Consider the following 25,015-nt stretch of genomic DNA (forward strand, 5'->3'; position numbering starts at 1 on the left):
GCTCAGCTCCTGTGGGGTGCTTTCTTGTCGAGGTCGTCGTCGATGGCGGTGTCGACTGCGGACATGGGCCGCTTGGGTCGTCCGGTGCCGTCGTCGGCCTTGATCGGGTAGGCGTGCGGGCCAGCGCGCATGATGCGGCTGAGGTAATAGAGCCCGGCGGCAAAAATCGCTGCATAAACGAGGATGTAGCCGATCAGGGTCAGCAGCACCATCCAGCCGGTCAGGGACGGGGTGACGCCATCCTCGACGCGCAGCATGCCGTACACCAGCCAGGGCTGGCGTCCGGCTTCGGTGACGAACCAGCCTGCCAGCACCGCAATAAACGGGAAGGGGGCCATCATCGAGCAAACGCGCAGGTACCAGCGCGTATCGAACAGCCGACCGCGCCAGTAGAGGAAAGCGCCTGTCAGGGCGACGGCGATCATCAATATGCCGATACCCACCATGACGCGGAAACTCCAGAACACGGTGAAGACGTGCGGCCGATCCTCCGGTGCCCATTCCTTCAGGCCTTTCACCTCGCCATCCAGATCGTGAGTCAGGATCAGGCTGGCCAGTTTCGGGATGCCGATTTCCAGATAGTTGCGCTCGGCAGACTGGCTGGGGATGGCAAACAGCAACAGCGGCAGGCCCTGGCGGGTTTCCCAGGCGCCTTCCATCGCGGCCACTTTGACCGGCTGATGCTCCAGTGTGTCCAGGCCATGCATGTCACCGACGAACATTTGCAGCGGCGCGAGCACGGCCAGCAACAACACGGTGCTGGCCAGGGCTTTGCGGCTGCTTTCCACCGCCGTGCCCTTGAGCAGGTACCAGGCGGACATGGCCAGTACCACGAAGCCGCCGGTGAGGAAGGCCGCCAGGGCGAAGTGGGCAAAGCGCCAGCCGAACGAGGGATTGAAGATGGCTTCACCCCACGACGTCATGTGGAAGTGCCCGTTGACCAGCTCCACACCGGCCGGGGTCTGCATCCAGCTGTTCGCCGAGAGAATCCAGAACGACGAAATGAAGGTGCCGATGGCCACCATGAAAGCCGAGAACAGGTGCATGCCCGGGGGCACCCGGTGGCGCCCGAACAGCAGGATGCCCAGGAAGGCGGCTTCCAGGAAAAAGGCCGTGACCACCTCGTAGCTCAATACGGGCCCGAGGAAGTTTGACGCCGCATAGGAAAAGACACTCCAGTTGGTGCCAAACTGGAAAGCCATAACGATGCCGGACACCACACCCATGCCGAACACGACGGCGAAGATCTTGGTCCAGAAGTGCGCCAGCTCTTCATAGACTTTCTTGCCGGTGACGAACAATCGGGTTTCAAGAAAGGCGATGTAGGAGGCCAGGCCGATGGTGAAAACGGGGAAAATGGCGTGGAAAGACACCACAAAGGCAAATTGGATACGTGACAGCAGGACCGGATCAAGCTCAGTCACTTCACTCTCCCAGTAGCTATACCGACTGGTTTATATCTGTTCATGCTTCAGCGGGGTGTGAACCCGTCGCGTGAACACCGGGAGAAGTATCACACATGAGCATGCCTGACCCAAGGTGGCAAAGTGCCACATGGGGCAGGCGACTGGGTGTCAGGCCGTTGTTCAGAAAGGGAGCAGGTCGCCCATCGGTCCCAGTGGCAGACCGTCCAGGCTGAAGCCCTGGGAAAAATCGCCCGCGAGGCCGACGACCAGAGCTGCGATGAGGCCCGCCGGCGCGTTGCTCAGACCATCGGCACTGCCCAGTGACAGCAGTGAGCCGTTCAGCAGGCCGATACGCAGCAGTGGCTCAGTGCCCTGGCCGAGCAATTCGGACAGCAGGCTCAAGGGAATGGCGGCGAGGCCGTTCTGCAATTGCGCCAGCCCTTCGCCTACGGCCGTGCCCAGCGGGCCGGGCAGCAGGGCCTCGAAACCCGGTTCCAGCAAGGCCAGTTCCAGACCGAGCAGGCCGTCGGCGGTGATCAGGGCATTGGCGATCTGTTGCAGGGCCTCGGCGGGATTGCCATCGGCCAGCGCCATGGCGAAGCCGGTGAGGGCGAGCGGGTTGACGTTCAGTTCCAGCGACAGCACGCAACGCTCGCCCGGTGTGCCGGGACTGCAGATCGCCACCAGCGTGCTGGTGCCATCGGGGATGGCTGCGGGATCGAGTTGGCTCAACGGGGTGATGATCGGCAGCGTCAGCACCAGCAGATTATCAAGGCCGCCGAGGCCATCGTCACTGGCGCTGAGGCCGAGTGCGCTGAACAGTTGCCCGGCCAGCAGATCGAAGCCATCGCCGAGCCCGGGCACCTGGCGGAGCACCTCGCTGTTCAACTGCACCAGCAGGCCGCCGGTACGGAAGCGCGCCTGCACCGGGGCGTCCAGAGCATTACCTGACAGGTCGCGCAGATTGGTGGTGACGTTCAGACGGAACCAGGTTTGTTGGGGCAAGGGGTGCTCGGGCACGAAGCGCACCGTATCGCCGTCGATGTCCAGCGTACCGGCGACTGGCCGGTTGTCGCCTTCCTGGATCAGCATGATGTTGCCCGGGGCGCTGCCAGGCGCCATGGGCTTGGAAAACGTCAGGGTGATGGGCTCACTGCCCGGCGCCAGGAATTCGCCGTTAGCGGGGTTGAGCGCAGCAAGACGTGGCTGCTCCTGATCCAGGTGGCCACCAGTGGTGAAACGGCTGGCAATGGCGTCGGCAGCGCGTAGCGCGCGCGGTGTGTTGCACTGGTCGCGCAGGGCCGTGGTCAGGGTCAGGGTGTATTCGGTGTCCGGCTGCAAGGGTGTCGTCGGCGTGGCGGTCACGTTGTTGCCCTGGACATCGAAATCCAGCATGCCAGCGCCGGGGCCGGTCAGCATGACGCTGTCCTGGGTGACGCTGGCCGGGTCTACCGCAGTATTGAAGCGCAGCAGCAGGCTGCTGTTGAGGGGCACGTCGGTGGCGCCATCGGCGGGCAGGCGGCCGTCGCCTGCTTGCAGCATGAAGTCTTCATCTGCGCAGGTATTCGGCCCGGGGTGTTCGATATCCGGATCGTCGTCGCGAGGCACTTCCGGAGTGGAAGGCATGCTGCTGCCGCCACAGGCGCTGAGCGATAACGCCAGCAGCGCGATGGCCAATGGCAGGAGCAATGAGGGTAATAGCCGGGAACGACGAGGGTACATAGTGGTTGTCCTGAAAAAAGCCCTGAAGGAAGCATCACGATGGCAGGCAGTCTCACGGCCGAACTTTTCAGGAAAAAGACAAACGAGCGCAGATATGTAACAGCACGATGAGCGTTTTGTTGCGCTTGTGTAGACGATCATGAATCCGTAACACCCGTGGCAGAGTATCGCGCCGAACTGAATTTTTCGGGGTTGATGTCATGCAATCGATTTCTCTGACGCGTCGTAAACTGATTCAGGCCATGTTCTACGGTGCCGGGGCTTCTGTGCTGGGGGCCTGTGGCGGTGGCTCTTCATCTTCGCCGGTGACCGGCGAGCCGGGCTTCCCGCCACTGGACCCGAACCTGCCTGAGCCGTTGGCCGCAGAACTGCCTCTGAATCCGGGGCCGCTGGCGGATATCGGGCCGCTGGTGGAAAGCAATGTGGACGGCATTCTGATTCCCGAGGGTTTCAGCATTCGCCGTGTGGCGCGCCATCTGGAAAACCCGGTGACCGGGTTGGTCGATCCACTCGGGCTCACCGGCTATAACTGGCATACCTTCCCCGACGGCGGTGCGGTATTTCCGGTCGAGGAGGATGGCGGCTGGGTGTATGTCTCCAACAGCGAAACGCCGATCAATGGTGGTGTGGGCGCCTTGCGCTTCGATGCGGAAGGGCGCCTGACGAGGGCCTACAGCATCCTGCGTAATACGCGCACCAACTGCGCGGGAGGGTCGACCCCCTGGGGCACCTGGCTGTCGTGCGAGGAGGTCTCTGACGGCCTGGTATACGAGTGCCATCCTCTCGGCACGCCCTCCCAGGCACAGGTGCGCCCGGCGCTGGGGGTGTTTCGCCACGAGGCGGCGGCGGTGGACTGGCAGACGCGCACGGTCTACCTCACCGAGGACCGCGGCGATGGTCGCTTTTATCGCTTCCGGTCTTTTGCCACCGTGACCTCCATGACCGGCAAGCCGTCGCTGGATCTGGATAACGGCGTGCTTGAAGTGCTGGAAGTGGAAGGTTTCGAGAACGGCGGCTATCAGGACGATGCGGCGCAGGCGCGTCGGGTCAACCGGGTGCGCTGGGTGCCGGTGATTGATCCGCACCGGCCGCAGGAAAGGGTGCGCCCGGAGGTCGAGGCCGCCACAGGTATCGGTGCGCCCGGCACGCGTTTTCGCGGTGGCGAAGGGTTGTGGATTCAGGAGCTGCCGGAGGGGTTGCGCCCGCCGGTCATGGGCGCAGCGCATCCGCTGCGTGCTGTGGTGTTTTTTGCCTGCAAGGGCGATAACCGGGTGCTGGCGCTGGACGTCGACAATGATCTGCTGGAAGTGGTGTTTGATAACGATCAGTTGATCGGCGTCGGGGAACCCTTCGACGACGTGGACAATCTGGTGGTCAGTCCGGCGGGGGATGTGGTGGTTGCCGAAGATGGCGACCTGATGCGCCTGATGGTGATGATTCCCAACCAGCCCGCGAAAATCCTGTTGCAGGTGCCGGGTGGGGGCAGCGAGTTGACGGGGCCGGCGTTTACCCCGGATGGTTCGCGGCTGTATTTCAGCAGCCAGCGCGGCCGTGCCGCCCTGCTGAGCCCCAGCGGCGTCACCTATGAACTGACCATTCCGGAGGCGTTCCGCCGCCCGCGGGCCCCGGCGCCGTCGGTGATGGGCCAGATTCATCGCCGGGCCTGACCGGGCAGGCACCCGCCACCGTTACACAGCGTTACAGGCGTTGACCGATTGGCCGCACTTCGTGGCCGATCGGTCATGGTTGCCCGTTCACGCGTCGCCGCACAATGGTCCCTGCGCTGCACAAGGAGCTGCACAGGGAATCATAACAATATCGTGCGAACGGGAGAGACGACATGTCGCGCGCTCAGATGCTGTTACCGGCCACGCTGGCCGGTGTTATGTTTGCTGCCACATCGCTGGCTGCACCTCAGGTCGATAACGAGATCATTGATCGTGGCTGGCAACCGCCGGTGTCGTTGGCCGGCGAGGGTGACCCCCTGACGGCGGTGACGCGCATGCGCGCCTATGCCGACTTGCGGGACACCCTGATTCACCATACCCACTACCACGCGGAGACCCGCGACTTCATGGATGCCCTGCGCCGCTCCCTGGAGCGCTTCGACCTGCGTGGCTTTTACGGCATGTTGCCGGAAGAGCAGGGCGAAGACCGGCTGATTCGTGTTGAGGGTGTCATGGAGCATGGCCGTTACCGGGTGCGACCCATGCCGGGCCAGGGGCGCGGCGCACTGACCGCGCATGGCAACCGGCCGTTGCCCATGGGAGACATGGAAGCACGGGTGCAGGCGCGCGAGATCGACGCGCGCCGGGGCCGACATTACCTGCTCAGCGGCGATCTGCGCGTAGGCGTGGGCGAGATGCGCTGGCCTGCAGTGGTGGAAGCCTCGCGCAACCTGTTGCGCCTGATGGTCGAGGGTGAGCCGGAATTCGACACCGGGCCGAATGCGGGCTACTACCGCGAGCGGGTGCGCGCGACGAATCCGCAACTGGCAGAGCACGAAATTGATGTGCTGGCGCCGTTGTGGGCGGCGTACCCGGCCATTGCCGAAGTCCTGTCCGGTATCGGCCAGATCGAGTCACTGCTGGTGCGGGGTGCGCCCGGCGACCGTGATCGCCCGGTGGAGGCGGCCGCACATATTGACCCCGAGCGTCTGGCGGCCAACTACCCGGCCTTGCGCCGTTATCTGGACCGGCTGGGCCCGATCATGTCGCTGGATGCTGTGGTGCACGACGAGTACGGCCAGGTGGTGGCGGTGACGGTGGACAGCCGCACCCAGCGCGCGACCCTGTCGATGCTGGTGCGCGACGGCCAGCCGGTGGCCACCCTGAATGGCAAGGCGGTGCCCGAGGCGCGGCCGTTGCTGGACGACACCGAGCGGCGGCTGAATGCCGATGTGGCCGTGCGGGTCGAGCTGCTGGGGATCGTGGCCGACGTGACCGGCATGCAGGGCTATATCCATTACCGCCCCGACGGGGATAACGCACGGGTGACCGGGCAGATGGTGCACACGCCGACGGTGCGCACCAGTGGCCGGGCCCTGGGCGTGATGCCAGCCGGGATGATCAACTTCGTGCTGCCGCGCTCGATCGACCAGTTGGCCACCGATTTCATGTCGGTGGCGACACAGGGCAACAGTGGCCGCGGCATCACCGGCGAGGTGAACTTCCGCCAGAACCCGAAGGGCGAGGCGGAGGTGAATGCTGCCGGGGCCTTTGAAGCGCTGGACAACTTCATGGTGCGGCTGGGTATGCGTATGGTCAGCGACCGGGTCATTCCGGATCCGGATACGGCAGACGATCTGGGCCGCCTGATTGGTGATATTCAGGCGGCTTTTGTCGAGGATCTGGACCTGTTCGAGGCGCGGGTGGTGGCACAGCACCCCTGAGCGCGTCGCCAGCCGGGCGGTGCCGGGAAAAAGGTTTTGACAGGGGGGCGGCAGTGGGTAGAATACCGCGCTCTACAGGCACGTAGCTCAGTTGGTTAGAGCACCACCTTGACATGGTGGGGGTCGGTGGTTCGAATCCACTCGTGCCTACCAGATAGCCGGAAAGCCACCGCAGCCGATGCTCCGGTGGCTTTTTCGTTGTGGAACAATCGATTAGACCTTTCCCCGGGGCTTGTGTCGCCCGGGGCCGGTCTATACAATGCGCGGTCAGCCAAACAGGCTGGGGGTTGAAGCCACAGACCGCACGCGGACTGACGCGTTATGCGGCCTGAGTAGTTTCAGCAGACAGGAACAGACCGGAGGTAGCCAACATTAAAAGTGGTGGCAAGGGCGACAAACGCGCCCGCATAAACGACCAGATTCAGGTAAGCCAGGTTCGCCTTATCGATGACGAAGGTGAGCAGGTGGGTATCGTCAGTCTGGAGGACGCCCTGGCGGCGGCCCAGGCAAAAGACCTCGATCTGGTGGAGATATCTCCGGATGCGGAGCCACCGGTCTGCCGCATGATGGACTACGGCAAGCATCTGTTCGACCTGAAGCAGAAGCTGAAAGAAGGGCGCAAGAAGCAGCGCCAGACGCAGGTCAAGGAAATGAAATTCCGGCCGGGCACGGACGATGGCGATTACCAGGTAAAACTGCGTAATCTGATTCGCTTCCTGGAGTCCGGCGACAAGGCCAAGGTAACCGTACGGTTCCGTGGCCGGGAGATGGCGCACCAGAACCTGGGGCTTGAATTGCTCCAGCGTGTGGAAGCCGATCTCGCGGAAGTGGGGCAGGTCGAACAGCGACCGAATATGGAAGGCCGTCAGATGATCATGGTCCTTTCGCCCCTGAAGAAGAACAAGTGATCGGCTATCCGGGCACTTGAGTCAGACGTAACGCACCAGATGTAACGTAAACCCAAACAAGGTATCGAGAGCAATCATGCCAAAGATCAAATCAAATCGCGGGGCCGCCAAGCGTTTCAAGAAAACCGCCTCCGGTTTCAAGCGCAAGCAGGCATTCAAAAACCACATCCTGACGAAGAAATCCGCCAAGCGGATTCGTCAGCTCCGGCCGAAGACTGAGGTGCATGCCTCTGATATCGCGCTGGTGAAGCGCATGCTGCCGGGCGTCTGACGCCCTGCCCTCTAACGCTGGATAATTGAAACGGTTTTTGGAGAACTGAAATGGCTCGAGTAAAGCGTGGTGTGCAGGCCCGTCGCCGGCACAAGAAAATTCTGAAACTGGCCAAGGGTTACTACGGTGCCCGTAGTCGTGTGTACCGCGTTGCGGTGCAGGCGGTGACCAAGGCTGGCCAGTATGCCTACCGTGACCGCAAGGCGCGCAAGCGTCAGTTCCGTCGTCTGTGGATCGTGCGTATCAACGCCGGTGCCCGGGCCAACGGCCTGAGCTACAGCCGCATGATCAACGGTCTGAAGAAAGCATCCGTAGACATCGACCGTAAAGTGCTGGCTGATCTGGCCGTGCGTGATGCGGTGGCGTTTGGCGCGCTGGCTGAAAAGGCCAAAGCGAGCCTCGCCGCCTGAGCGTCTGCACACGCTGACAGCGACTGCATGACAGCCTGAGGGTTTTGTCCCGCAGGTGCCAACGGGGGAAGAGCTCGCGCTCTTCCCCCGTTTTGTTTTGGAGAGAACATGGAAAACCTTGATGCATTGACCCGACAGGCGCTGGATGCCGTAGCCGGGGCTGCCGATCTGCGGGCACTGGACGAGGTGCGGGTGCAGTACCTGGGCAAGAAGGGCGAGATCAGTGCGCTGCTGAAAAGCCTGGGCAAGCTGTCTGCCGAGGAGCGGCCGAAGGCGGGTGCCCTGATCAATGAGGCACGCGACCAGGTGCAGGCTGCACTGGAGGCGCGCAAGGCGGCGATGAATGACGCCGCCCTGGCCGAGAAGCTGGCCGGTGAGCGTATCGATGTGACCCTGCCGGGCCGGGGTGAACTGCCGGGCGGGTTGCATCCGGTGACGCGCACGCGCCGCCGTATCGAGGATTTCTTCGCCGGTCTCGGTTACACCGTATCCGAAGGCCCGGAAGTGGAAGATGATTTCCATAACTTCGAGGCGCTCAATATTCCCGGCCATCACCCGGCTCGGGCGATGCACGATACGTTCTATTTTCCTGACGGCCATCTGCTGCGCACGCATACCTCCCCGGTACAGATCCGGGTGATGGAGCAGGGGCAGCCGCCGTTTCGCATCATTGCACCGGGGCGGGTATACCGTTGCGATTCCGATCTGACCCACACACCCATGTTCCATCAGGTGGAAGGGCTGCTGGTGGACGAGGGCATCACCTTCGCGGACCTGCGTGGCACGGTGGCGGCGTTCCTGCGTGCCTTCTTTGAGGTGGATGATCTGGCGGTGCGGTTCCGGCCGTCCTACTTCCCGTTCACCGAGCCGTCGGCGGAGGTGGACATCGGCTGTACCCACTGCGGCGGCAAGGGATGCCGGGTGTGCAAGCAGACCGGCTGGCTGGAAGTCATGGGCTGCGGCATGGTGCATCCGAAGGTGTTGGCGCACGGTGGCGTGGATGCCAGCCGTTACAGCGGCTTTGCCTTCGGTATGGGGGTGGAGCGACTGGCGATGCTGCGTTATGGCGTCAAGGATCTGCGCATGTTCTTCGAGAACGATGCGCGTTTTCTGGCCCAGTTCCGTTGACCAACCGCCGCTAGGGGATAAACGAAGATGCTGATTATCGAAAGCTGGCTGCGCGAATGGGCCAACCCGAATCTGGATACCGAGGCACTGGCCCATCAACTGAGCATGGCTGGCCTGGAAGTGGACGGCGTGACGCCAGCGGCGGCGCCGTTTTCCGGCGTGGTGGTGGGTGAAGTGCTGAGCACGCGCGCGCACCCGGATGCCGAGAAGCTGACGTTGTGCGAAGTGAGTGACGGCACCGAGACTTTTCCGGTGGTCTGCGGTGCGCCCAATGTCCGCGCGGGCCTGAAAGTGCCCTTTGCCCGTGTCGGCGCCGAGCTGCCCGGTGATTTCCGTATCAAGAAGGCCAAGCTGCGTGGCGAGCCGTCGCTGGGCATGCTTTGCGGTGCCTCGGAGCTGGGCCTGGAAGACCTGATCGACGGGCTGCTGGAGTTGCCCGCGGACGCGCCCGTGGGCGAGGACATTCGCCGTTATCTGCAACTGGATGACACCATCATTGAAGTAGACCTGACGCCGAACCGGGCCGATTGCCTGAGCGTGCGGGGGATCGCCCGCGAAGTCAGCGTGCTCAACAAGGTGCCCTTTACGCCGCCTGCCATCGCGCCGGTGGCGCCTGTGATCGACGACACCTTCCCGGTGACCGTGGTGGCCGCAGAGGCCTGCCCGCGTTATCTGGGCCGGGTGATTCGTGGTATTGATCCGACCGCGACCACGCCGTTGTGGATGGTGGAGCGCTTGCGCCGCGCCGGGCTGCGGCCGATCGATCCGGTGGTGGACGTCACCAATTACGTGCTGCTTGAGTTGGGGCAGCCGCTGCATGCGTTTGACCTGGGTCGGTTGCAGCAGGGTATCGAAGTGCGCATGGCGCGCCCGGGCGAAACCCTGACGCTGCTGGACGAGCAGACGGTGACGTTGCGTGACGATACGCTGGTGATTGCGGACGCCAGCGGCCCGCTGGCCATGGCCGGGATCATGGGCGGTGCCGGGTCCGGCGTGACCGACGCAACGGTGGATATCTTTCTGGAGTGTGCTTTTTTTGCGCCGCTGTCGGTGGCGGGCAAGGCACGCAGCTACGGGCTGCACACGGATTCCTCGCACCGCTTTGAACGGGGTGTGGACCCGGCCTTGCAGGCTGAGGCGATGGCGCGGGCCACGGCCCTGATTATCGAGATTGCTGGCGGCCAGCCGGGCCCGGTGACCGAGGCGCTGGCAGAGCAGGCGTTGCCGCAGCCGGTGGCGATCGAGCTGACGGCGGCACGGGTCGAAGGGCTGCTGGGTCTGGCGCTGGCGGATGACGAGATCAGCGATATCCTCACGCGCCTGGGCATGCAGGTGACGCCCACCGGTGCAGGCGCCTGGCGTGTGCTGCCGCCGAGCTGGCGCTTCGACATGGCCATCGAACAGGACCTGATTGAAGAGCTGGCCCGGGTGCATGGCTATGACCGCTTGCCGAGCCGTTTGCCTGCCACGCAGGGGGCGACGGCCAGCGAGCCGGAAACCCTGTTGCCCGCCCGGCGCCTGTCCGATCTGCTCTGCGGACGGGGCTATCTGGAGGCGATCACCTATACCTTCGTGGACCCGGCGATGCAGGCCGCCCTGGACCCGCAGGTTGCGCCGCTGGCGTTGGCCAATCCGATTTCCAGCGAGCTGGCGGTGATGCGCACGACCCTGTGGGCCGGGCTGTTGACCGCTGCGCAGCGCAACCTGAACCGGCAGACGGCGCGCCTGCGCCTGTTCGAACAGGGCCTCCGTTTTGTGCCGGGTAACGAGGGCCTGCAGCAGGAGCCGATGCTGGCCGGGCTGGTCTTTGGCAGTGCGCGGCCACTGCACTTCGACGAGACGGGGCGCAAGGTCGACTTCCTGGACCTCAAGGGGGATGTCGAGGCACTGCTGAGTGTGGCGGGCGGCCTGGGCGAATACCGCTTTGAGGCGGCGACGCATCAGGTGCTTCATCCGGGCCAGAGTGCGCGCATCCTGCGCGGCGATGCTGAGGCTGGCTGGTTGGGCAAACTGCATCCGGCACTGGCGGCCACACTGGACCTGCCGGCGGACATCTACCTCTTCGAGCTGAGAAAATCAGTGATCGAGGGGTTATCCGTGCCGAAATTCAACGATCTTTCCGAGTATCCGTCAGTGCGTCGCGATCTGGCCCTGGCCATGCCTGCGGAGGTGCCCGCCGGGGCCGTGCTGGCGGCCGTGCGCGCAGCCTGTGACGCGCGTCTGCGCGAGGTCGCACTTTTCGATGTATATCAGGGAGATAAGATCGAAAAAGGTCACAAGAGTCTGGCCTTGGGCTTGACCTTCCAGGACCGTTCACGCACGCTAGGGGAGGCTGAAATCAGCGACCTGATTTCGGGGGTGCTATCTCAGCTAAAACAAGAATTTAATGCTACTTTGCGAGAATGATTCGAGGGCATCTGATGAGGGCTTGTGGATGGCGGCGCTGACCAAGGCGGACATGGCGGAACGCCTGTTTACTGAACTCGGCCTGAACAAGCGTGAAGCCAAGGAAATGGTGGAGATGTTCTTTGAGGAAATCCGCCATGCCCTGGAGAACAATGTTCAGGTAAAATTATCGGGTTTCGGCAACTTCGATCTGCGTGACAAGAGCGAGCGGCCGGGCCGCAACCCGAAGACGGGCGAAGAGATTCCCATTACGGCGCGTCGGGTCGTGACCTTTCGCCCGGGGCAAAAACTAAAACAACGAGTTGAAGCATATGCTGGAACCAAGCAATAACGACCAGCTCCCGGCGATTCCAGGGAAGCGCTACTTCACCATTGGTGAAGTGAGCGATCTCTGTGATGTGAAGCCGCATGTGCTGCGTTACTGGGAACAGGAATTCCCGCAACTCAAGCCGGTGAAGCGGCGTGGCAACCGGCGCTACTACCAGCGCCAGGATGTGCTGATGATCCGCCAGATCCGCAGCCTTCTGTATGACCAGGGCTACACCATCGGTGGTGCGCGCCAGCAGCTTACCGATGGCAGCAATGGCGAGCAGGCCACGCACTACCACCAGCTGATCCGGCAGATGATCGTCGAGCTGGAAGACGTGCTCGACGTGCTGCGGGCCTGATTTTCCAGTCGTTTCTGTTTGCACTGCGGCGCTGATCAGTTATGATTGCCGCCGCTTTGATATCACCTGTTTTCTCGGGGCGTAGCGCAGCCTGGTAGCGCACTTGCATGGGGTGCAAGGGGTCGTAGGTTCAAATCCTACCGTCCCGACCAATCATCGGCCCAGGGTATCCCCACCCTGGTGCCAGCCCGAAGAGGCCGCTGAATAGCGGCCTTTTTGCGTTGCGGCACGGGCGAAACAGGGAGCCGGATCATGAAAGACGACATTTACGCGCAGCCTCGGGATGCCGTGGCGCGTTTCAGCTTCGATGAGCAGGTGGCGGCGGTGTTTCCCGACATGATCCGCCGCTCGGTACCGGGTTACGGCACCATGATCGACATGATTGGTGTGCTGTCGGCCCGCTATGCCCGTCCGGGTACGCGCCTTTATGACCTCGGTGCCTCGCTCGGTGCGGCGACCCTGGCCATGGCCCGGCTGCTGCCGCATCGGGATTGCGAGCTGGTGGCGGTGGACAACTCCGATGCCATGATCGCGCGCGCGCGGACGCTGCTGCAGGCCGAGGCGCCGCAGGTGCCGGTCACCCTGCGCTGCGAAGACATCCGTGAGACCGCCCTGGAGCGTGCTTCCGTGGCGGTGCTGAATTTTACCCTGCAGTTCGTGCCGCTGGAGGACCGTGATGCCCTGATCCAGCGGATCGGCGCTGCCCAGCAGGCGGGGGACATCCTGATCCTGTCGGAAAAGATCCGCTTTGCCGATGCCGAAGAGGACGCTCTGCAACAGGCCCTGCACCACGCCTTCAAGCGCAACAACGGCTACAGCGATCTGGAAATCAGCCAGAAGCGCACGGCCCTGGAAAACGTGCTGGTGCCCGAGACGCTGGCCGACCATGAAGCGCGTCTGCAGGCCGCCGGGTATACCCGCGTGCATGTCTGGTTCCGGTGCTTCAACTTTATGTCGCTGGTGGCGGTGCGCGGATGAGCTGGAGCCAGCAGGCGGCGAATGCTGTCGATCTCGAGTCCTATTGTGCTGCGCTGGAGCAGGCGACGGCAGACCTTCCGGTCTGGCAGGCGGCGCTGTCGTCGTTGAGTCGCGAGCGGCTGTTACAGGCGCCGCACGGCGACCTGCCGCGCTGGCGGGCCGGCGTGCAGCAGTTGCCGCCGGGGCCGGCGGTGTGTGACGTTGCCAGTGACACCTTGCGTATTGGCGTGTCGCCGCCGGATGGGGCAACGCTGACGCAGGGGCTGCGTGCCCTGATGCCGTGGCGCAAGGGGCCTTTCTCGTTTTTCGGTACGCCTGTCGATACCGAGTGGCGCTCGGACTGGAAATGGCAGCGTTTGCTGCCGGGGATCAGCCCGCTGGCCGGTCGTCGGGTGCTGGATGTGGGCTGCGGCTCCGGTTACCACTGCTGGCGCATGTGGGGCGCGGGGGCGCAGTCAGTACTGGGCATTGATCCGGGCATCCTGTTCCTGATGCAGTTTCTGGCGGTGAAACGCTTTATGCCGGAGGCGCCGGTCTGGTTGGCGCCGGTGCGGATGGAAGAGTTGCCGGGGGAGGCGGCTGCCTTCGACACGGTGTTTTCCATGGGCGTGCTGTACCACAGAAGGTCGCCGCTGGATCATCTGCTGGAGTTGCGCGCGGCGCTGCGGCCCGGTGGTGAGCTGGTGCTCGAAACCCTGGTGGTGGACGGTGACGCCAGCACGGTGCTGATGCCGGAAGACCGCTACGCGATGATGCGCAATGTGTTTTTTTTGCCGAGTACGGACATGCTGGCGTTGTGGCTGCGCCGCTGCGGTTTCGAGGCGGTGCGGGTGGTGGATGTGTGTCCCACGACTACCGATGAGCAACGCGCGACGGACTGGATGCCGTTTCAGTCATTGCCGGATTTTCTGGATCCTGATGATGCGACCCGCACGCGTGAGGGTTATCCGGCGCCGGTGCGCGCTGTGCTGGTGGCGCGGCGGGGCTAGGGGCGGCAACACGGCCGTCAGCGCGACGACGCCAGCAGTAACTCGTCCACCAGTGCCATGCGCTCTTCTTCATTCAGCTCACGAAACATCTGTCTCAGTTTCTGCGGTGTGCTGGTGTCGTTGGGCAGGATATCCGGGGTCGGACTGTCCTGGTGGCGGTCGTGGCTGAAAGCGGGGGCGGGTGCCTGCAGGGCCAGAATCATCTGACGGCTGGCGCTGATGGTCTCGGCGCCGTGGGAGGCGGTGTGCAGGGTGCGCATGATCAGTTTGCGCGGGTCCTGGCGCGGTTCATCATCGACCGTGTGCAGGCCGATACGCACATCGAAGCGCAGCAACCGGCCCTGAAGGCGGAAGCCGTGATGGCCGATTTGCTGGACCAGACGCATGGCCAACCGACGTGCGCCGCGCGGTGGTGTATCGGGCAGAGCGAAGACCAGCCGGCCGTCGCCCCAGGCGCACAACCAGTCCTCGGCGCGCTTGATCTTTTCGATTTCGGCGGTCAGCAGGGTCTGCATGCGCCGGGTGATGACATGCCCTTCTTCACCGGCGATATCGGTAAAATTGGCCAGGTACAGACTGAGCAGGTTGAGGGGCAGGTCGCGGCGTTCACAGAAGGCAATCTGTCTCGCCAGCGCCTGATCCAGCATGCGCAAACGGGGGCTGAGTGGAGCGCTCATGGGCATTACTGCGACCTTGTCAATGTCCTGTTGGGCGGCTGCCCCGGCAGGGCCGGGCCATGGTGATGGCACGACTCTGGCGCCAGTATGCGCGGGCGTCATGGGAGCATAGGCCAGCTTGGGCGCGGGCGACCATAGGCGTTTTCAGATCGTGACAAAGCAACAGCAGGCGGTAACGCAGCGCGACAGTGGCGGTGTGACCGGCGAAGACTATAATGATGGTATCAGGACCGGAGGAAACGCATGGACTGGATGATGATTCTCGCAACGGCAGTGGCCGCCTCGCTGATGACGCTGGGGGTGCTGGCGGCGTGGATGAAGTTCTTTGTCAGTCCCAGCCTGGCCCGCGATCTGGAAACGTTGCTCAAGGAGCAGGCCGAACAGGCTGCCGACCTGATGGCGGTGAAGGTGGAGGAAGCGGTGCGCCGGGGGATCGTTGACGGTGTGACCTCGCTGCCGACCCGTGAAGTGCTGCAGGGCACTACGCGCAATATCGCCCGCACCAGCGTGGAAATCGTCGAGGAACGTCTGGGCTCACTGTTCGGCAAGCGCCGCAAGTAACGCCCCGCCGCAGGATCAGTAGCGGTGGCCGAACAGCAATCGTGACAGCAGGAAGGTGAGGCCAGCGCTGCCCAGCAGTATGGCCTGACCGGTCATGGACACCGCGGCCGCCACCGGCAGCATGTCGGCCAGCGTGGCCAGGGCGCCCATCAGCAAGAGCAGGCCAAGCATCAGGCAGGCGGCATCCAGCCGGCGTTCACGCCGCAGGCCCTGTTTCAGGCCGCGCAATTCGTCCAGTATTTCCTCCTGCATCAGACGCTGACGGCCCAGTTCGTTGGCCATTTCACCGACCTGTTCCGGTAACCCCTGCAAGCGAGCCAGCCAGCTCGGGTCTTCACGCCGCAGGATCGAGAGCAGATCGTTGAGGCGCACATGGTCGTCGAGCCAGTTGCGCAGCACAGACCAGAGACTGAATTCGCTGATGGCCTCGTTGACCAGGGCGATCCGGTCTTCCGGGCCGAGAATGCGCACCTGATCTTCCTGGGGCAGCTCCGCATTGGGTGCCAGCAGCCACTGAAGGATCGCGCCCGTGCTGCCGCGGATACGAATATGCACGTAGCCTTCGAACTCGGGCAGGATTTCGATGCCGTCTTCATAGATGAGCAGGTAGAGGATGGCCATCGGCCGTTCGGTACGGATGCGGATCGCGGTGCCGTGAAGCGTGCGCAGGCGTTCACGGGCCCGGGGCTCGCGGGCCAGGGCCTGGTTTACCAGGGTTTCCAGGGTGCCTAGCACCAGGAAACGTGTCAGAGATGTCTGCGCCTGCTCCATCTGCCCTTTTCTTGTTTCCCCCAAGCCGGTCATTCTACACACAGCTCGTCGGATTGGCCCAGTGGCTACGGAAAATTACACGTCTGGTCATTACCCTTTGCGGGTAAGCCGGTATACTAGGCAATCTTTTCGGGCCAACCATTGGCCGGACAACGCACGGCGTCTGACACTCGGGTGGTCCCTGCAAGGGCGCCGGCGAGATGCCAGGGCACGCCACGCCGGGGGCCCGGGGTTAGCGGCTGAATTCCTCGGGATGGGGAGCTGATTGGATCTATGCTGGAATCGCTGTTTTCACACCCGGATTTCTGGAAGTACGTCAGTATTCCCTTCATTGCGGGCACCGTCGGTTGGATGACCAACTGGATGGCCGTGCAAATGACCTTCTATCCACTGGAGTTCCTGGGCATCCGGCCGTTTCTGGGTTGGCAGGGCATCATTCCGTCCAAGGCCGAGAAGATGTCCGGCATTCTGGTGGACCAGACCCTTAGCAAGATCGGCAGCATCGACGAATTCTTCCAGCAGATGGAGCCGGAGAAGATTTCCGCCCATCTGACCCGCAGTATCCAGGCCCGTATCGAGGAATACACCGACGAGGTGATGACCGAGCGCAACGCCGTGCTGTGGGAGAACCTGCCCATGCTGGTGCGCCGCCGGGTCTACAGCCGTGCCCGCCGGGCCATCCCGGAGGTCATGGACAATGTGGTCGACGACATCAGCAAGAATGTCGAGGACCTGGTCGACCTGAAGTACATGATCAGCAGCCAGATGCGCGAGGACAAGGCGCTGATGGTGAAGATGTTCCGTGAGGTGGGTGATCCGGAATTTCGTTTTGTGATCAATTCCGGCATCTACTTCGGTTTCCTGTTCGGGTTGCTGCAGATTCCCGTATTCATTTATTTCCCCGGCAACTGGGTGATGCCGTTCTTCGGTTTCATGGTGGGTGTGGCGACGAACTGGCTGGCACTGAATGTCATCTTCCGCCCGCTGAACCCGGTGCGCGTCGGCCCGTTCCGTATCCAGGGCCTGTTCCTGAAACGACAGAAAGATGTGGCGGAAAGCTTCGCCCGGCTGACCACCACCGAGGTGGTGACCCTGCGCAACATCATGTACCAGGTGGTCAACGGCCCGCGTGCGGACCGCACCAAGGCATTGATCAAGCGGCACATGCGGCCGTTGCTGGAAGGTGGCGTGGTGCGTACCGCCGCCCAGCTTACCGTCGGCCCCGGCGGCTACGCCGATCTGAAGAAGGCCGTAGAGGAAAAGGCCGTGGACCTGGCGGTACTGCCCTTCGAGGACCCACAGTTCAACCGCGAACGTGGCGCCATTGTCGAGCGCATCATGCGCGAGCGCATGGAAGAGCTGTCGTCCGAGGAGTTCCAGGCCCTTCTGCGGCCAGCCTTCCAGGAAGACGAGTGGATTCTGATTCTGGTGGGTGGCGTGCTCGGCATGATGGCAGGCTTCATTCAGCTATTCGTGATCTTTGGCCCGGTCTGATCCCCTTCCTGACGGATTGTCCTACAATATAAACCCTCTTGCGCGCTCGCCCGCGTATACTGGCTCCATATTGAATGGTTGATCTGATTGCGCTGATCACTGTTGTTGTTGATTCGTTTGAGCACCTGATTCATTTGATCTGCTTCCGCACTGCATTGGCTTGTGGAATGTGACGGAGAATCCCGATGTCTGACCGCAAGCAGGATGATGACGCACCGAAAGAGGACAAGCTGAAGTCGATTCGACTCAGCAGCGGTTCTCTGGACCTGCGCAAGTATACCCACCAGATCTGGTTGGCAGGTCTGGGTGCCTTCGCCAAGGCGGAGGAAGAGGGCGGCAAGTTTTTTGACGCTCTGGTCGATACTGGCCGTGACCTTGAAACGAAAACCCGGGACAAGTCCGAGTCGCGGGTGGAGGAGATCAAGGAACGCGTCCGTCACCGTACCGGTGAGACCATGGACAAGATGGAAAAGGCGTTTGACGAGCGGCTGAACAAGGCCCTGTCCCGCCTCGGTATTCCCAACAAGCGCGAGGTTGAAGCGCTTCAGCGGCGAGTTCAGGAACTCACCGCAGCACTGGATGATATGTCCAGGTCCGAGTCCGGCAACAAGCAGGACAAGGACAAAGGGTAACGATGTTGTAGCGCACACCGCTAACCCCTTAGTGGTGTATTTCCGGGCCTCAATCCCCTTGAGGCCCTTTTTTTTGTGCAAAAAAATACCGCCCCGAGGGACGGTATCTCATGTCCTGTTGTAGCGCACAGGCTCTGTTGGTGTATTTCCGGGCCCCTGATCTGAGGTCTCTCTTTGTGTGACACCGATATTACCCGGTTTACCGGTACGCGCAACCAGGGTGATATCACCGTGCGATCAAAAAAACGTCAAGGCGAGGGCAGTCCCCGGTTGATGGTAGTTCCACGGAATTGATCATGCGTTATCAACAAAGTTATCCACAGAATCTGTGGACAAACACAGGCCCCGAGACGGGGCCTGTCGGGCATTTTTGCACAGTCTCGGGGCGCTGGAAGGGGACCATGCAGTTAGCTGTCAGAGCTGAGGTTTGTTGTGCAAATCATGTACTAACTGTATGAATTTTATGTGGTTGTGTTTTGTGCAGATCATTGTGTCACCAAAAGTGACACCCGCTGGTGACAGTGTCAGTAACAATCGTGCCGAACTGTTCACAGAACTGTCCACAGGCTGCCGGTTGTCGCTTTTATTCACAGGATGTCCTTCGGGGCCCGAGATCGTAAGGACCGATGATCATGCTGCCGGAGGTACGAAAGTGCCAGTCATTGCGGGCTTTCCAGGCGCGGCCGTAGCGGTAGAAGGGGATGGTCGGGTAGAGGTGATGGACCAGATGGTAGTTCTGGTACATCAGCACCGGGGTAAGCCACCACTCCTGGCCCATGCGCATCAGCGCGGTGGTATGCGGGTTTTCGTCCTGGCGACCGGTGTGCGGGTAGTGTGGCAGGACCATGAACACCAGGCACATCAGAAAGTAGGACAGGTACGAAGGCAGTAGCCAGAGGGTCAGCATATAGAAGGGCTGCCAGGCGAACAGGGCGCCGAGGACGATCCCCGCGACCAGCAACTCGCGGCCGACTTCGCGGGGGGTAATCTGCGGTACCTCGGACGGGTTACGCAGGTAGCGGAACAGGTAGATGAACGGCCAGAAGCCCCACAAGGGCATGGTTTTCAGGCTGCTGGCCATCCAGTGGTCCGGGTCCTGCTCTTCATTGGCGAACCGGTGGTGGCGCATGTGGTACAGACGGAACAGGGTGCCCTTGCCGAACGGCACGGCCACGAAGGTGGCGGCTGCCAATATAAAGTCGTTCAGCTTCGGGTTGCGGGCTGCGCAGCGATGGATAGCCTCGTGGGCTGGTGTGAACAGGGCGTAGCCGGCCACGGCATTGACGAGGATTCCCGCCCATAACGGCCAGATCTCCTGAATCACCAGTGTCCAGCTCAGGGCCAGCACGCCCAGACCACCGATCAGGATCATCAAGGTGGGCCAGGCGATCACCGGGGTCAATCGCAGTGGGGCCAGGGCCTGCTTGGCGTCGGTGTCTTTTGTTGTCATGGCAGCGTACTCCCGCATAGTCATTGCAGGCAGTGTGGCGGGAGACGGTCAGTGCGGGTGAGCGCGCAAACTGCCAAGAGGGGGATAAAAAGTGACAGGTTGCCGTCCAGAAGGGAGGCGTCAGCTCAGGCGGCTGCCGCTGCGCCGGAACTGGTCGGGGCTGGTGCCGAACCAGCGGTGGAAGGCACGCCTGAAGCTGGCAGTGTCGGTGTAACCCAGATCGGCGGCCACTGCGGCCACCGTATAGTGAGGCAGACTCAGCAGTTGTGAGGCACGGCGGCTCTGGGTCTGGTCGCGCAGCTGGCGAAAGCGGGTGCCTTCGCTGCGCAAGCGCCGGATCAGCGTGCGTGGGCTGACATGCAGCAGCGCGGCAACACCGTCCAGATCGGCTCGCCCGGCGCTTCGATGCAGCAACGCCAGCACCTGGTCGCTGGTGCTGCCTTGCTGGCGCAGGCTCTCCTGGCGCGCTTCACACTGCTGCACCGCCAGCCAGAGCATGTCCTGGTCGTGGGTGGCGAGCGATTGTGCCGCGTAGCGGGCGGGTAATCTCAGCGCGACTTCGGCGGCATCGAAGACGAGGGTGCAGCCGGGAAAGGTGTCGTAATAAGCACTGACGTGGGGCGGAGCCGGGTAGTTGAAGCACAGGGTCGCGTCATCAATCGGGCGGTTGCACAGGGCCACGAGACAGGCATAGGCAGAAGCCAGCGCGGATTCGGTGAGAAATCGGGTGGCCAGATTGGCTGGCGGATGGAAAACCAAACGCAGCACCAGGGTGTCGCCACTGATGCGGTAGTCGCTGCTGAAGACGCGAGTGCGGGTGTTGTTGAAGCGCGCGAACATCTGCATGGCTTCGCCCAGATTGGGGCACGCCATGGCGGCCATGCCCATGGGGCCATGCACGGCGGGCAGGGCGCGCAGTCCGGTGCGCAGGGCGATATCCGCTGTGTCAGTCAGGCCATTCAGGTTATCGATGAGCCTGACGACACCGTGCCAGTCGAGGTATCCCTCGCTGTGCAGCAGGGTGTCCACATCGATGCCCGTGCCGTCCGTCAAGCGTGCCAGATCAGCCTGGTCAGGCCCGAGAGTCTGAACAATCATGCGGCAGTAGGCCAGGGCCAGGTCCGGGCTCATCGCGTCAGTATCCTCTGCAAAAAAAAAGCCTCCGAAGAGGCTTTTTCTTGCTGGCTTCAGAAGCGGTACTTGCCGCCGTCGATGCCCTGCTGGATTTCCGGGGTGAGGCGCTGGTAGCAGCTCTCGCCCGGCAGCAGCACGTAGACCGGATCGCTGTGGGCGTTCAGGTCATACTTCTCTTCCTTCAGCTTGTTTTTCTGGTGCTTGAAGGTGCCGGTGGTTTCCATCGGGTGGTTGGCAATGCGCAGGAATACCGGAATCGCGTAGGGAGGCAGTTCGCGTTGCAGGTAAGCGCACAGGCCCTTGTAGTCGAAGTTCTCGAAGTCTTCCGTATCCAGGCGGATTTCAGCCATGCCGGCACGGCCGTTGGTGTTCGGGATTTCCACGCCGTACACCACGGTCTCGACAACACCGTTAGCACCGTCAAGAATCTGCTCGACTTCGGTGGTGGACACGTTCTCGCCTTTCCAGCGGAAGGTGTCACCCAGGCGATCCACAAACTGGGCATGCTTGAAGCCGATGTCGCGCATCATGTCGCCGGTGTCGAAGTAGGCGTCGCCCTTGGCGAAGACATTGCGCAGGATAGACTTCTCGGTCTTCGCCTTGTCGGTGTAGCCGTCGAAGGGGGTCTTGTCCGTGATCTCGCCGATCAGCAGGCCGGGTTCGCCCTTGCCGACCTTGATCATGAAGCCGTCCTTGCCGCGTACCGGTTCTTCCTTCTCCTTGTCGTACTTGACGATGGCGTAGCTCACCGGGGAGAAGCCGACAGTATTGTCGAAGTTGAAGATGTTGGTGAAAGCGACGTTGCCTTCCGAGGAGGCATACAGCTCAACCACGCGCTCGATGCCGAAGCGGGCCTTGAACTCTTTCCAGATGCTCGGGCGCAGGCCGTTGCCGACAATGACGTGGACCTTGTTGTCCTTGTCGTTCGGTTTGGCCGGCTGCTCGTGCAGGTAGCGGCACAGCTCGCCCACGTAAGCAAAGGCGGTGCACTCGTACTTGCGCACGTCTTCCCAGAAACGGCTGGCGGAAAACTTGCGCGCCAGCACCAGACCGGCGCCCTGGGCAATACAGGAGGCCCAGCTGATGACCATGCCGGTGGCGTGATAGAACGGCAGGGTGGAGTACATGCGATCGTCCTTGGTCAGGCGGACTGCCGCGAAACCGAAGGCACCGTAGGCTTTTTCCCAGCGGCCGTTGTTGAAGACCACCGCCTTGGGCAGGCCGGTGGTGCCGGAGGTATAGATATAGAACAGCGGGTCGTTGAGGAAGATCTTGCTGGCCTGCTCGGGGTTTTCGGAGGAGCAGTCACGAATCACTTCAGCCAGGTTCTTGTAGCCGTCTGCTACCTGGCCAACGTCTTCCAGGGTGTCGCGGTCGGCAAAGCTGTAGAAGCGGTCGCTGGCCAGATCCAGCTGGTCACGTACTTCGTTGATGGCTTCCACCAGTTCTTCGCCGATCACTGCCGCTTTCGGCTTGACCAGGTTGAAGCTGTGGACCAGAACCTTGCCGCGCTGTGAGGTGTTGATCAGGGCAGAGCAGACGCCGATCTTGGCAGCACCGGTCACGGTGGCCAGCAGCTCCGGGCGGTTCTCGATATCCACGGCGATGGTGTCGCCTTTCTTGAGACCGATGGAGGACAGGTAGTCAGCGATACGGTTGGCCCAGGCGTTGAACTGACGGTAGGTCAGCTGGGTGTCCTGATACATCAGGGCGACGCCATTGGGGTTCATCTCTGTGGCGGTCTGAATAGCCAGGCCCAGGCCGAGCGGACGGGTGGTATCGGACAGCTTGCCGTACTTGGACCCCTTGACGATGCCGGGCAGGTTGGCGAATACCATCGGCAGCTTGCTCAGCAGCTTGGGCAACGTAATGACGTCGGCGTTGCTCATGTATCTCTCCGTTTGTTGTCTGGTATGAAAAGCGTTCACAAGACGGTGCCGAGTCGGACACCGCCGACCCGCAAGACCGCCGGGGATGGCGGCGCGGGCAATCAACAATCAGGCACTTACAGGCACAAGGCTGGTACCTTACCCGGCGTGTCAGCACAGGGCAAGCGGACTCAGCTTCCGGTGCCCTCAGGGATAATCGAAAGCAGTATCTGTTTACCCTTTACCTGATCTCCGTTACGCACCGTGACACGCTCCACAGTGCCGTCGACATCAGACTTCAGACTGTGCTCTATCTTCATGGCCTCAAGTAACACCAGCACCTGACCTTTGCTGACGCGCTCGCCCTCCTGGCAGCGTACCTCGAGCACGGCGCCATCCATGGGAGCGCGAATCTGCCCGCTGCCCGCCCCGGCGGCGGTTTCCGGTGCGGCATGGGTATCGTCGCGGAACACCAGGACTGTGCCCTGGTCGTCCAGCCAGAGTTGCTGATCGTGCCGGGTGCTGGTGAGGGAACGCTGGACGCCATCCACCACTGGCCGTTCGGGATCGCTCATAGCCAGCCGGTGTGATGTGTCGGCCACAGTGACCAGCAGGTCGCGACCGTCGGCGCGCAGTGCCACAAGCTGGCGGGTGTCCGCATGGCCAAGCAGAAGACGCTGCTCGGCAGGGCCGCTGTTGCGCCAGTGCTGTGTTGCCGTGCCGGCGCGCTGGCACAGCAAGGCGGCAGCCAAGGCCCACTGGGCACTGGTGGGGGTCGTGGCCGCCATGCTGCGGTCGTCGGCGAAGTCATCGCCAATGAAGGCCGTGGTGGCTTCGCCTGCGGCAAATACAGGGTGGGCGAGGATGGCCGCCAGGAAGCGGCGGTTATCGCGGACGCCGAACAGGCGCGTGTCCTGGACGGCGCGAATCAGCCGTCGGCGGGCGTCTTCGCGGGTGTCGCCCCAGGCAATGATCTTGGCCAGCATGGGGTCGTAATGACTGCCGATGTCGGCACCCGGGCGCAGGCCGTGGTCGATGCGGACACCGGCGCCTTCGGCGGGTTGCCAGTGCAGCACCGGACCCGTCTGGGGCAGGAAACCGGCGGCCGGATCTTCGGCATACAGACGCACCTCAATGGCGTGGCCGGTGAGGGTAACCTGCTCCTGCGTCAGCGGCAGCGGCTCGCCGCGGGCCACGCGGATCTGCCAGCTGACCAGATCCTGCCCGGTCACCAGTTCGGTCACCGGGTGCTCCACCTGCAAGCGGGTGTTCATTTCCAGAAAGTAGAAGTGGCCGTCGGCATCCAGCAGGAATTCCACCGTGCCGGCGCCAACATACTGGCAGGCCTTCGCAGCCTGCACGGCTGCTTCACCCATGCGGGCGCGCAGCGCGGCATCCACGGCAGGGGAAGGGGCTTCCTCTACCACCTTCTGGTGACGACGTTGCACCGAGCAATCGCGCTCACCGAGATGAATCACGTTCCCGTGGCGGTCGCCGAAGACCTGGATTTCCACATGCCGCGGGCGCATGACGGCCCGCTCCAGGATCAGTTCGTCGCTGCCGAAGGCATTTTTCGCTTCAGAGCGCGCGCTGCGCAGCTGCTCGGCAATCTCGCTGGCATCGGTGACCACGCGCATGCCGCGACCGCCACCTCCGGCAGAGGCCTTGATCATCAACGGCAGGCCGATACGCTCAGCCTCGGCCAGCAGGCGCGGGTCGTCCTGCGCCTCGCCTTCGTAGCCGGGGATGCAGGGCACCCCGGCGTCCTGCATGGCGATCTTGGACAGGCGTTTGGAGCCCATCAGATGAATGGCGTGCACCGGCGGGCCGATAAACACAATGCCTGCGGCCTCGCAGGCGCGGGCGAAGTCGGCATTTTCCGACAGGAAGCCGTAACCCGGATGCACGGCGTTGGCGCCCGTGCGTCGGGCGGCGTCGAGGATCGCGTCCACATTGAGGTAGGACTGGCTGACGGTGGCTTCACCGATGCACACGGCTTCGTCGGCCAGGCGCACATGCAGGGCGTCTCGGTCGGCCTCGGAATACACGGCCACGGTGCGGTAACCCATGTCGCGGGCGCTGCGCATCACCCGGCAGGCGATCTCGCCGCGATTGGCCACCAGAATCTTGTCGAACGAACAGGACGTCATG

At 62.6% G+C, this 25,015-nt stretch carries 22 protein-coding genes and 2 tRNA genes; 16 read left to right on the forward strand and 8 right to left on the reverse strand.

Features of this window, described 5'->3' with window-relative positions; all coding sequences use genetic code 11:
* Window positions 1–2: 2 nt before the first annotated feature.
* Window positions 3–1,424, reverse strand: a complete 1,422-nt coding sequence (locus DKW65_RS05860; protein ID WP_111656379.1) for a cytochrome ubiquinol oxidase subunit I — start codon at window positions 1,422–1,424, stop codon at window positions 3–5.
* A gap of 162 nt (window positions 1,425–1,586) precedes the next feature.
* Window positions 1,587–3,128: an Ig-like domain-containing domain gene (locus tag DKW65_RS05865; RefSeq protein ID WP_162925734.1), complete on the reverse strand. Its 1,542-nt coding sequence runs from the start codon at window positions 3,126–3,128 to the stop codon at window positions 1,587–1,589.
* Between the two features lie 200 nt (window positions 3,129–3,328).
* On the opposite strand from DKW65_RS05865, the gene DKW65_RS05870 reads away from it, so the two are divergent.
* The 13 genes from DKW65_RS05870 to cmoB all read left to right on the forward strand — a co-directional run bounded on the left by DKW65_RS05870 (window position 3,329) and on the right by cmoB (window position 14,277).
* The gene (locus DKW65_RS05870; protein ID WP_111656381.1) at window positions 3,329–4,795 is read left to right on the forward strand and encodes an alkaline phosphatase PhoX; all 1,467 of its coding nucleotides are present in this window, start codon (window positions 3,329–3,331) and stop codon (window positions 4,793–4,795) included.
* A 173-nt stretch (window positions 4,796–4,968) separates the two neighbouring features.
* Window positions 4,969–6,519 carry a hypothetical protein gene (locus DKW65_RS05875; protein WP_111656382.1) on the forward strand — a complete coding sequence of 517 codons (1,551 nt, stop codon included), beginning with the start codon at window positions 4,969–4,971 and terminating at the stop codon, window positions 6,517–6,519.
* A 76-nt stretch (window positions 6,520–6,595) separates the two neighbouring features.
* A tRNA-Val gene (locus DKW65_RS05880) sits at window positions 6,596–6,672 on the forward strand.
* Window positions 6,673–6,926: 254 nt separating this feature from the next.
* Window positions 6,927–7,427 carry a translation initiation factor IF-3 gene (infC, locus tag DKW65_RS05885; RefSeq protein ID WP_425451941.1) on the forward strand — a complete coding sequence of 167 codons (501 nt, stop codon included), beginning with the start codon at window positions 6,927–6,929 and terminating at the stop codon, window positions 7,425–7,427.
* A 76-nt stretch (window positions 7,428–7,503) separates the two neighbouring features.
* Window positions 7,504–7,698, forward strand: coding sequence for a 50S ribosomal protein L35 (gene rpmI, locus DKW65_RS05890; protein ID WP_008735164.1), 195 nt, complete (start codon window positions 7,504–7,506; stop codon window positions 7,696–7,698).
* 50 nt (window positions 7,699–7,748) lie between these two features.
* Complete coding sequence (gene rplT / locus DKW65_RS05895) at window positions 7,749–8,108, forward strand: 50S ribosomal protein L20 (protein ID WP_111656384.1); 360 nt, start codon at window positions 7,749–7,751, stop codon at window positions 8,106–8,108.
* Window positions 8,109–8,216: 108 nt separating this feature from the next.
* On the forward strand, window positions 8,217–9,236 hold the full coding sequence (pheS, locus tag DKW65_RS05900) for a phenylalanine--tRNA ligase subunit alpha (protein ID WP_111656385.1): 1,020 nt from the start codon (window positions 8,217–8,219) through the stop codon (window positions 9,234–9,236).
* Between the two features lie 27 nt (window positions 9,237–9,263).
* Entirely contained in the window at window positions 9,264–11,642 is a 2,379-nt protein-coding gene (gene pheT, locus DKW65_RS05905) for a phenylalanine--tRNA ligase subunit beta (protein ID WP_111656386.1), read from the forward strand.
* Between the two features lie 28 nt (window positions 11,643–11,670).
* Window positions 11,671–11,973, forward strand: coding sequence for an integration host factor subunit alpha (gene ihfA, locus DKW65_RS05910; protein ID WP_111656387.1), 303 nt, complete (start codon window positions 11,671–11,673; stop codon window positions 11,971–11,973).
* A complete protein-coding gene (locus DKW65_RS05915; RefSeq protein WP_111656388.1) occupies window positions 11,954–12,310 on the forward strand; it encodes a MerR family transcriptional regulator in 357 nt (118 codons plus the stop codon). The genes ihfA and DKW65_RS05915 overlap by 20 nt, the downstream gene beginning before the upstream one ends.
* Before the next feature lie 75 nt (window positions 12,311–12,385).
* Window positions 12,386–12,462, forward strand: a tRNA-Pro gene (locus DKW65_RS05920).
* A gap of 100 nt (window positions 12,463–12,562) precedes the next feature.
* Window positions 12,563–13,288 (forward strand): carboxy-S-adenosyl-L-methionine synthase CmoA, encoded by a 726-nt coding sequence (gene cmoA / locus DKW65_RS05925; protein WP_111656389.1) that lies wholly within the window; start codon window positions 12,563–12,565, stop codon window positions 13,286–13,288.
* Entirely contained in the window at window positions 13,285–14,277 is a 993-nt protein-coding gene (cmoB, locus tag DKW65_RS05930; RefSeq protein ID WP_111656390.1) for a tRNA 5-methoxyuridine(34)/uridine 5-oxyacetic acid(34) synthase CmoB, read from the forward strand. The genes cmoA and cmoB overlap by 4 nt, the downstream gene beginning before the upstream one ends.
* A gap of 17 nt (window positions 14,278–14,294) precedes the next feature.
* Here cmoB and DKW65_RS05935 read toward each other — a convergent pair whose 3' ends face one another.
* Window positions 14,295–14,954 (reverse strand): diguanylate cyclase domain-containing protein, encoded by a 660-nt coding sequence (locus DKW65_RS05935; RefSeq protein WP_162925735.1) that lies wholly within the window; start codon window positions 14,952–14,954, stop codon window positions 14,295–14,297.
* Window positions 14,955–15,197: 243 nt separating this feature from the next.
* Here DKW65_RS05935 and DKW65_RS05940 point away from each other — a divergent pair, with 243 nt between their 5' ends.
* On the forward strand, window positions 15,198–15,515 hold the full coding sequence (locus tag DKW65_RS05940) for a hypothetical protein (protein WP_111656392.1): 318 nt from the start codon (window positions 15,198–15,200) through the stop codon (window positions 15,513–15,515).
* A gap of 15 nt (window positions 15,516–15,530) precedes the next feature.
* On the opposite strand, the gene DKW65_RS05945 is transcribed toward DKW65_RS05940, so the two are convergent.
* Window positions 15,531–16,319, reverse strand: coding sequence for a hypothetical protein (locus tag DKW65_RS05945; RefSeq protein ID WP_245932405.1), 789 nt, complete (start codon window positions 16,317–16,319; stop codon window positions 15,531–15,533).
* A 240-nt stretch (window positions 16,320–16,559) separates the two neighbouring features.
* Between DKW65_RS05945 and DKW65_RS05950 the strand changes: the two genes are divergently transcribed.
* Both DKW65_RS05950 and DKW65_RS05955 read left to right on the forward strand, forming a co-directional pair.
* A complete protein-coding gene (locus DKW65_RS05950; protein ID WP_111656394.1) occupies window positions 16,560–17,780 on the forward strand; it encodes a DUF445 domain-containing protein in 1,221 nt (406 codons plus the stop codon).
* A gap of 185 nt (window positions 17,781–17,965) precedes the next feature.
* The gene (locus DKW65_RS05955; protein WP_111656395.1) at window positions 17,966–18,412 is read left to right on the forward strand and encodes a phasin family protein; all 447 of its coding nucleotides are present in this window, start codon (window positions 17,966–17,968) and stop codon (window positions 18,410–18,412) included.
* A 583-nt stretch (window positions 18,413–18,995) separates the two neighbouring features.
* Here DKW65_RS05955 and DKW65_RS05960 read toward each other — a convergent pair.
* The 4 genes from DKW65_RS05960 to DKW65_RS05975 form a co-directional block, all read right to left on the reverse strand.
* Entirely contained in the window at window positions 18,996–19,862 is an 867-nt protein-coding gene (locus tag DKW65_RS05960) for a fatty acid desaturase family protein (RefSeq protein ID WP_111656396.1), read from the reverse strand.
* A gap of 120 nt (window positions 19,863–19,982) precedes the next feature.
* The gene (locus tag DKW65_RS05965) at window positions 19,983–20,993 is read right to left on the reverse strand and encodes an AraC family transcriptional regulator (RefSeq protein WP_111656397.1); all 1,011 of its coding nucleotides are present in this window, start codon (window positions 20,991–20,993) and stop codon (window positions 19,983–19,985) included.
* A 56-nt stretch (window positions 20,994–21,049) separates the two neighbouring features.
* Window positions 21,050–22,885, reverse strand: coding sequence for a long-chain-acyl-CoA synthetase (locus tag DKW65_RS05970; RefSeq protein ID WP_111656398.1), 1,836 nt, complete (start codon window positions 22,883–22,885; stop codon window positions 21,050–21,052).
* A 170-nt stretch (window positions 22,886–23,055) separates the two neighbouring features.
* Window positions 23,056–25,014 carry an acetyl/propionyl/methylcrotonyl-CoA carboxylase subunit alpha gene (locus DKW65_RS05975; RefSeq protein WP_111656399.1) on the reverse strand — a complete coding sequence of 653 codons (1,959 nt, stop codon included), beginning with the start codon at window positions 25,012–25,014 and terminating at the stop codon, window positions 23,056–23,058.
* Between the last annotated feature and the right edge of the window lies 1 nt (window position 25,015).

Source organism: Isoalcanivorax indicus (assembly GCF_003259185.1).
GTDB lineage: Bacteria > Pseudomonadota > Gammaproteobacteria > Pseudomonadales > Alcanivoracaceae > Isoalcanivorax > Isoalcanivorax indicus.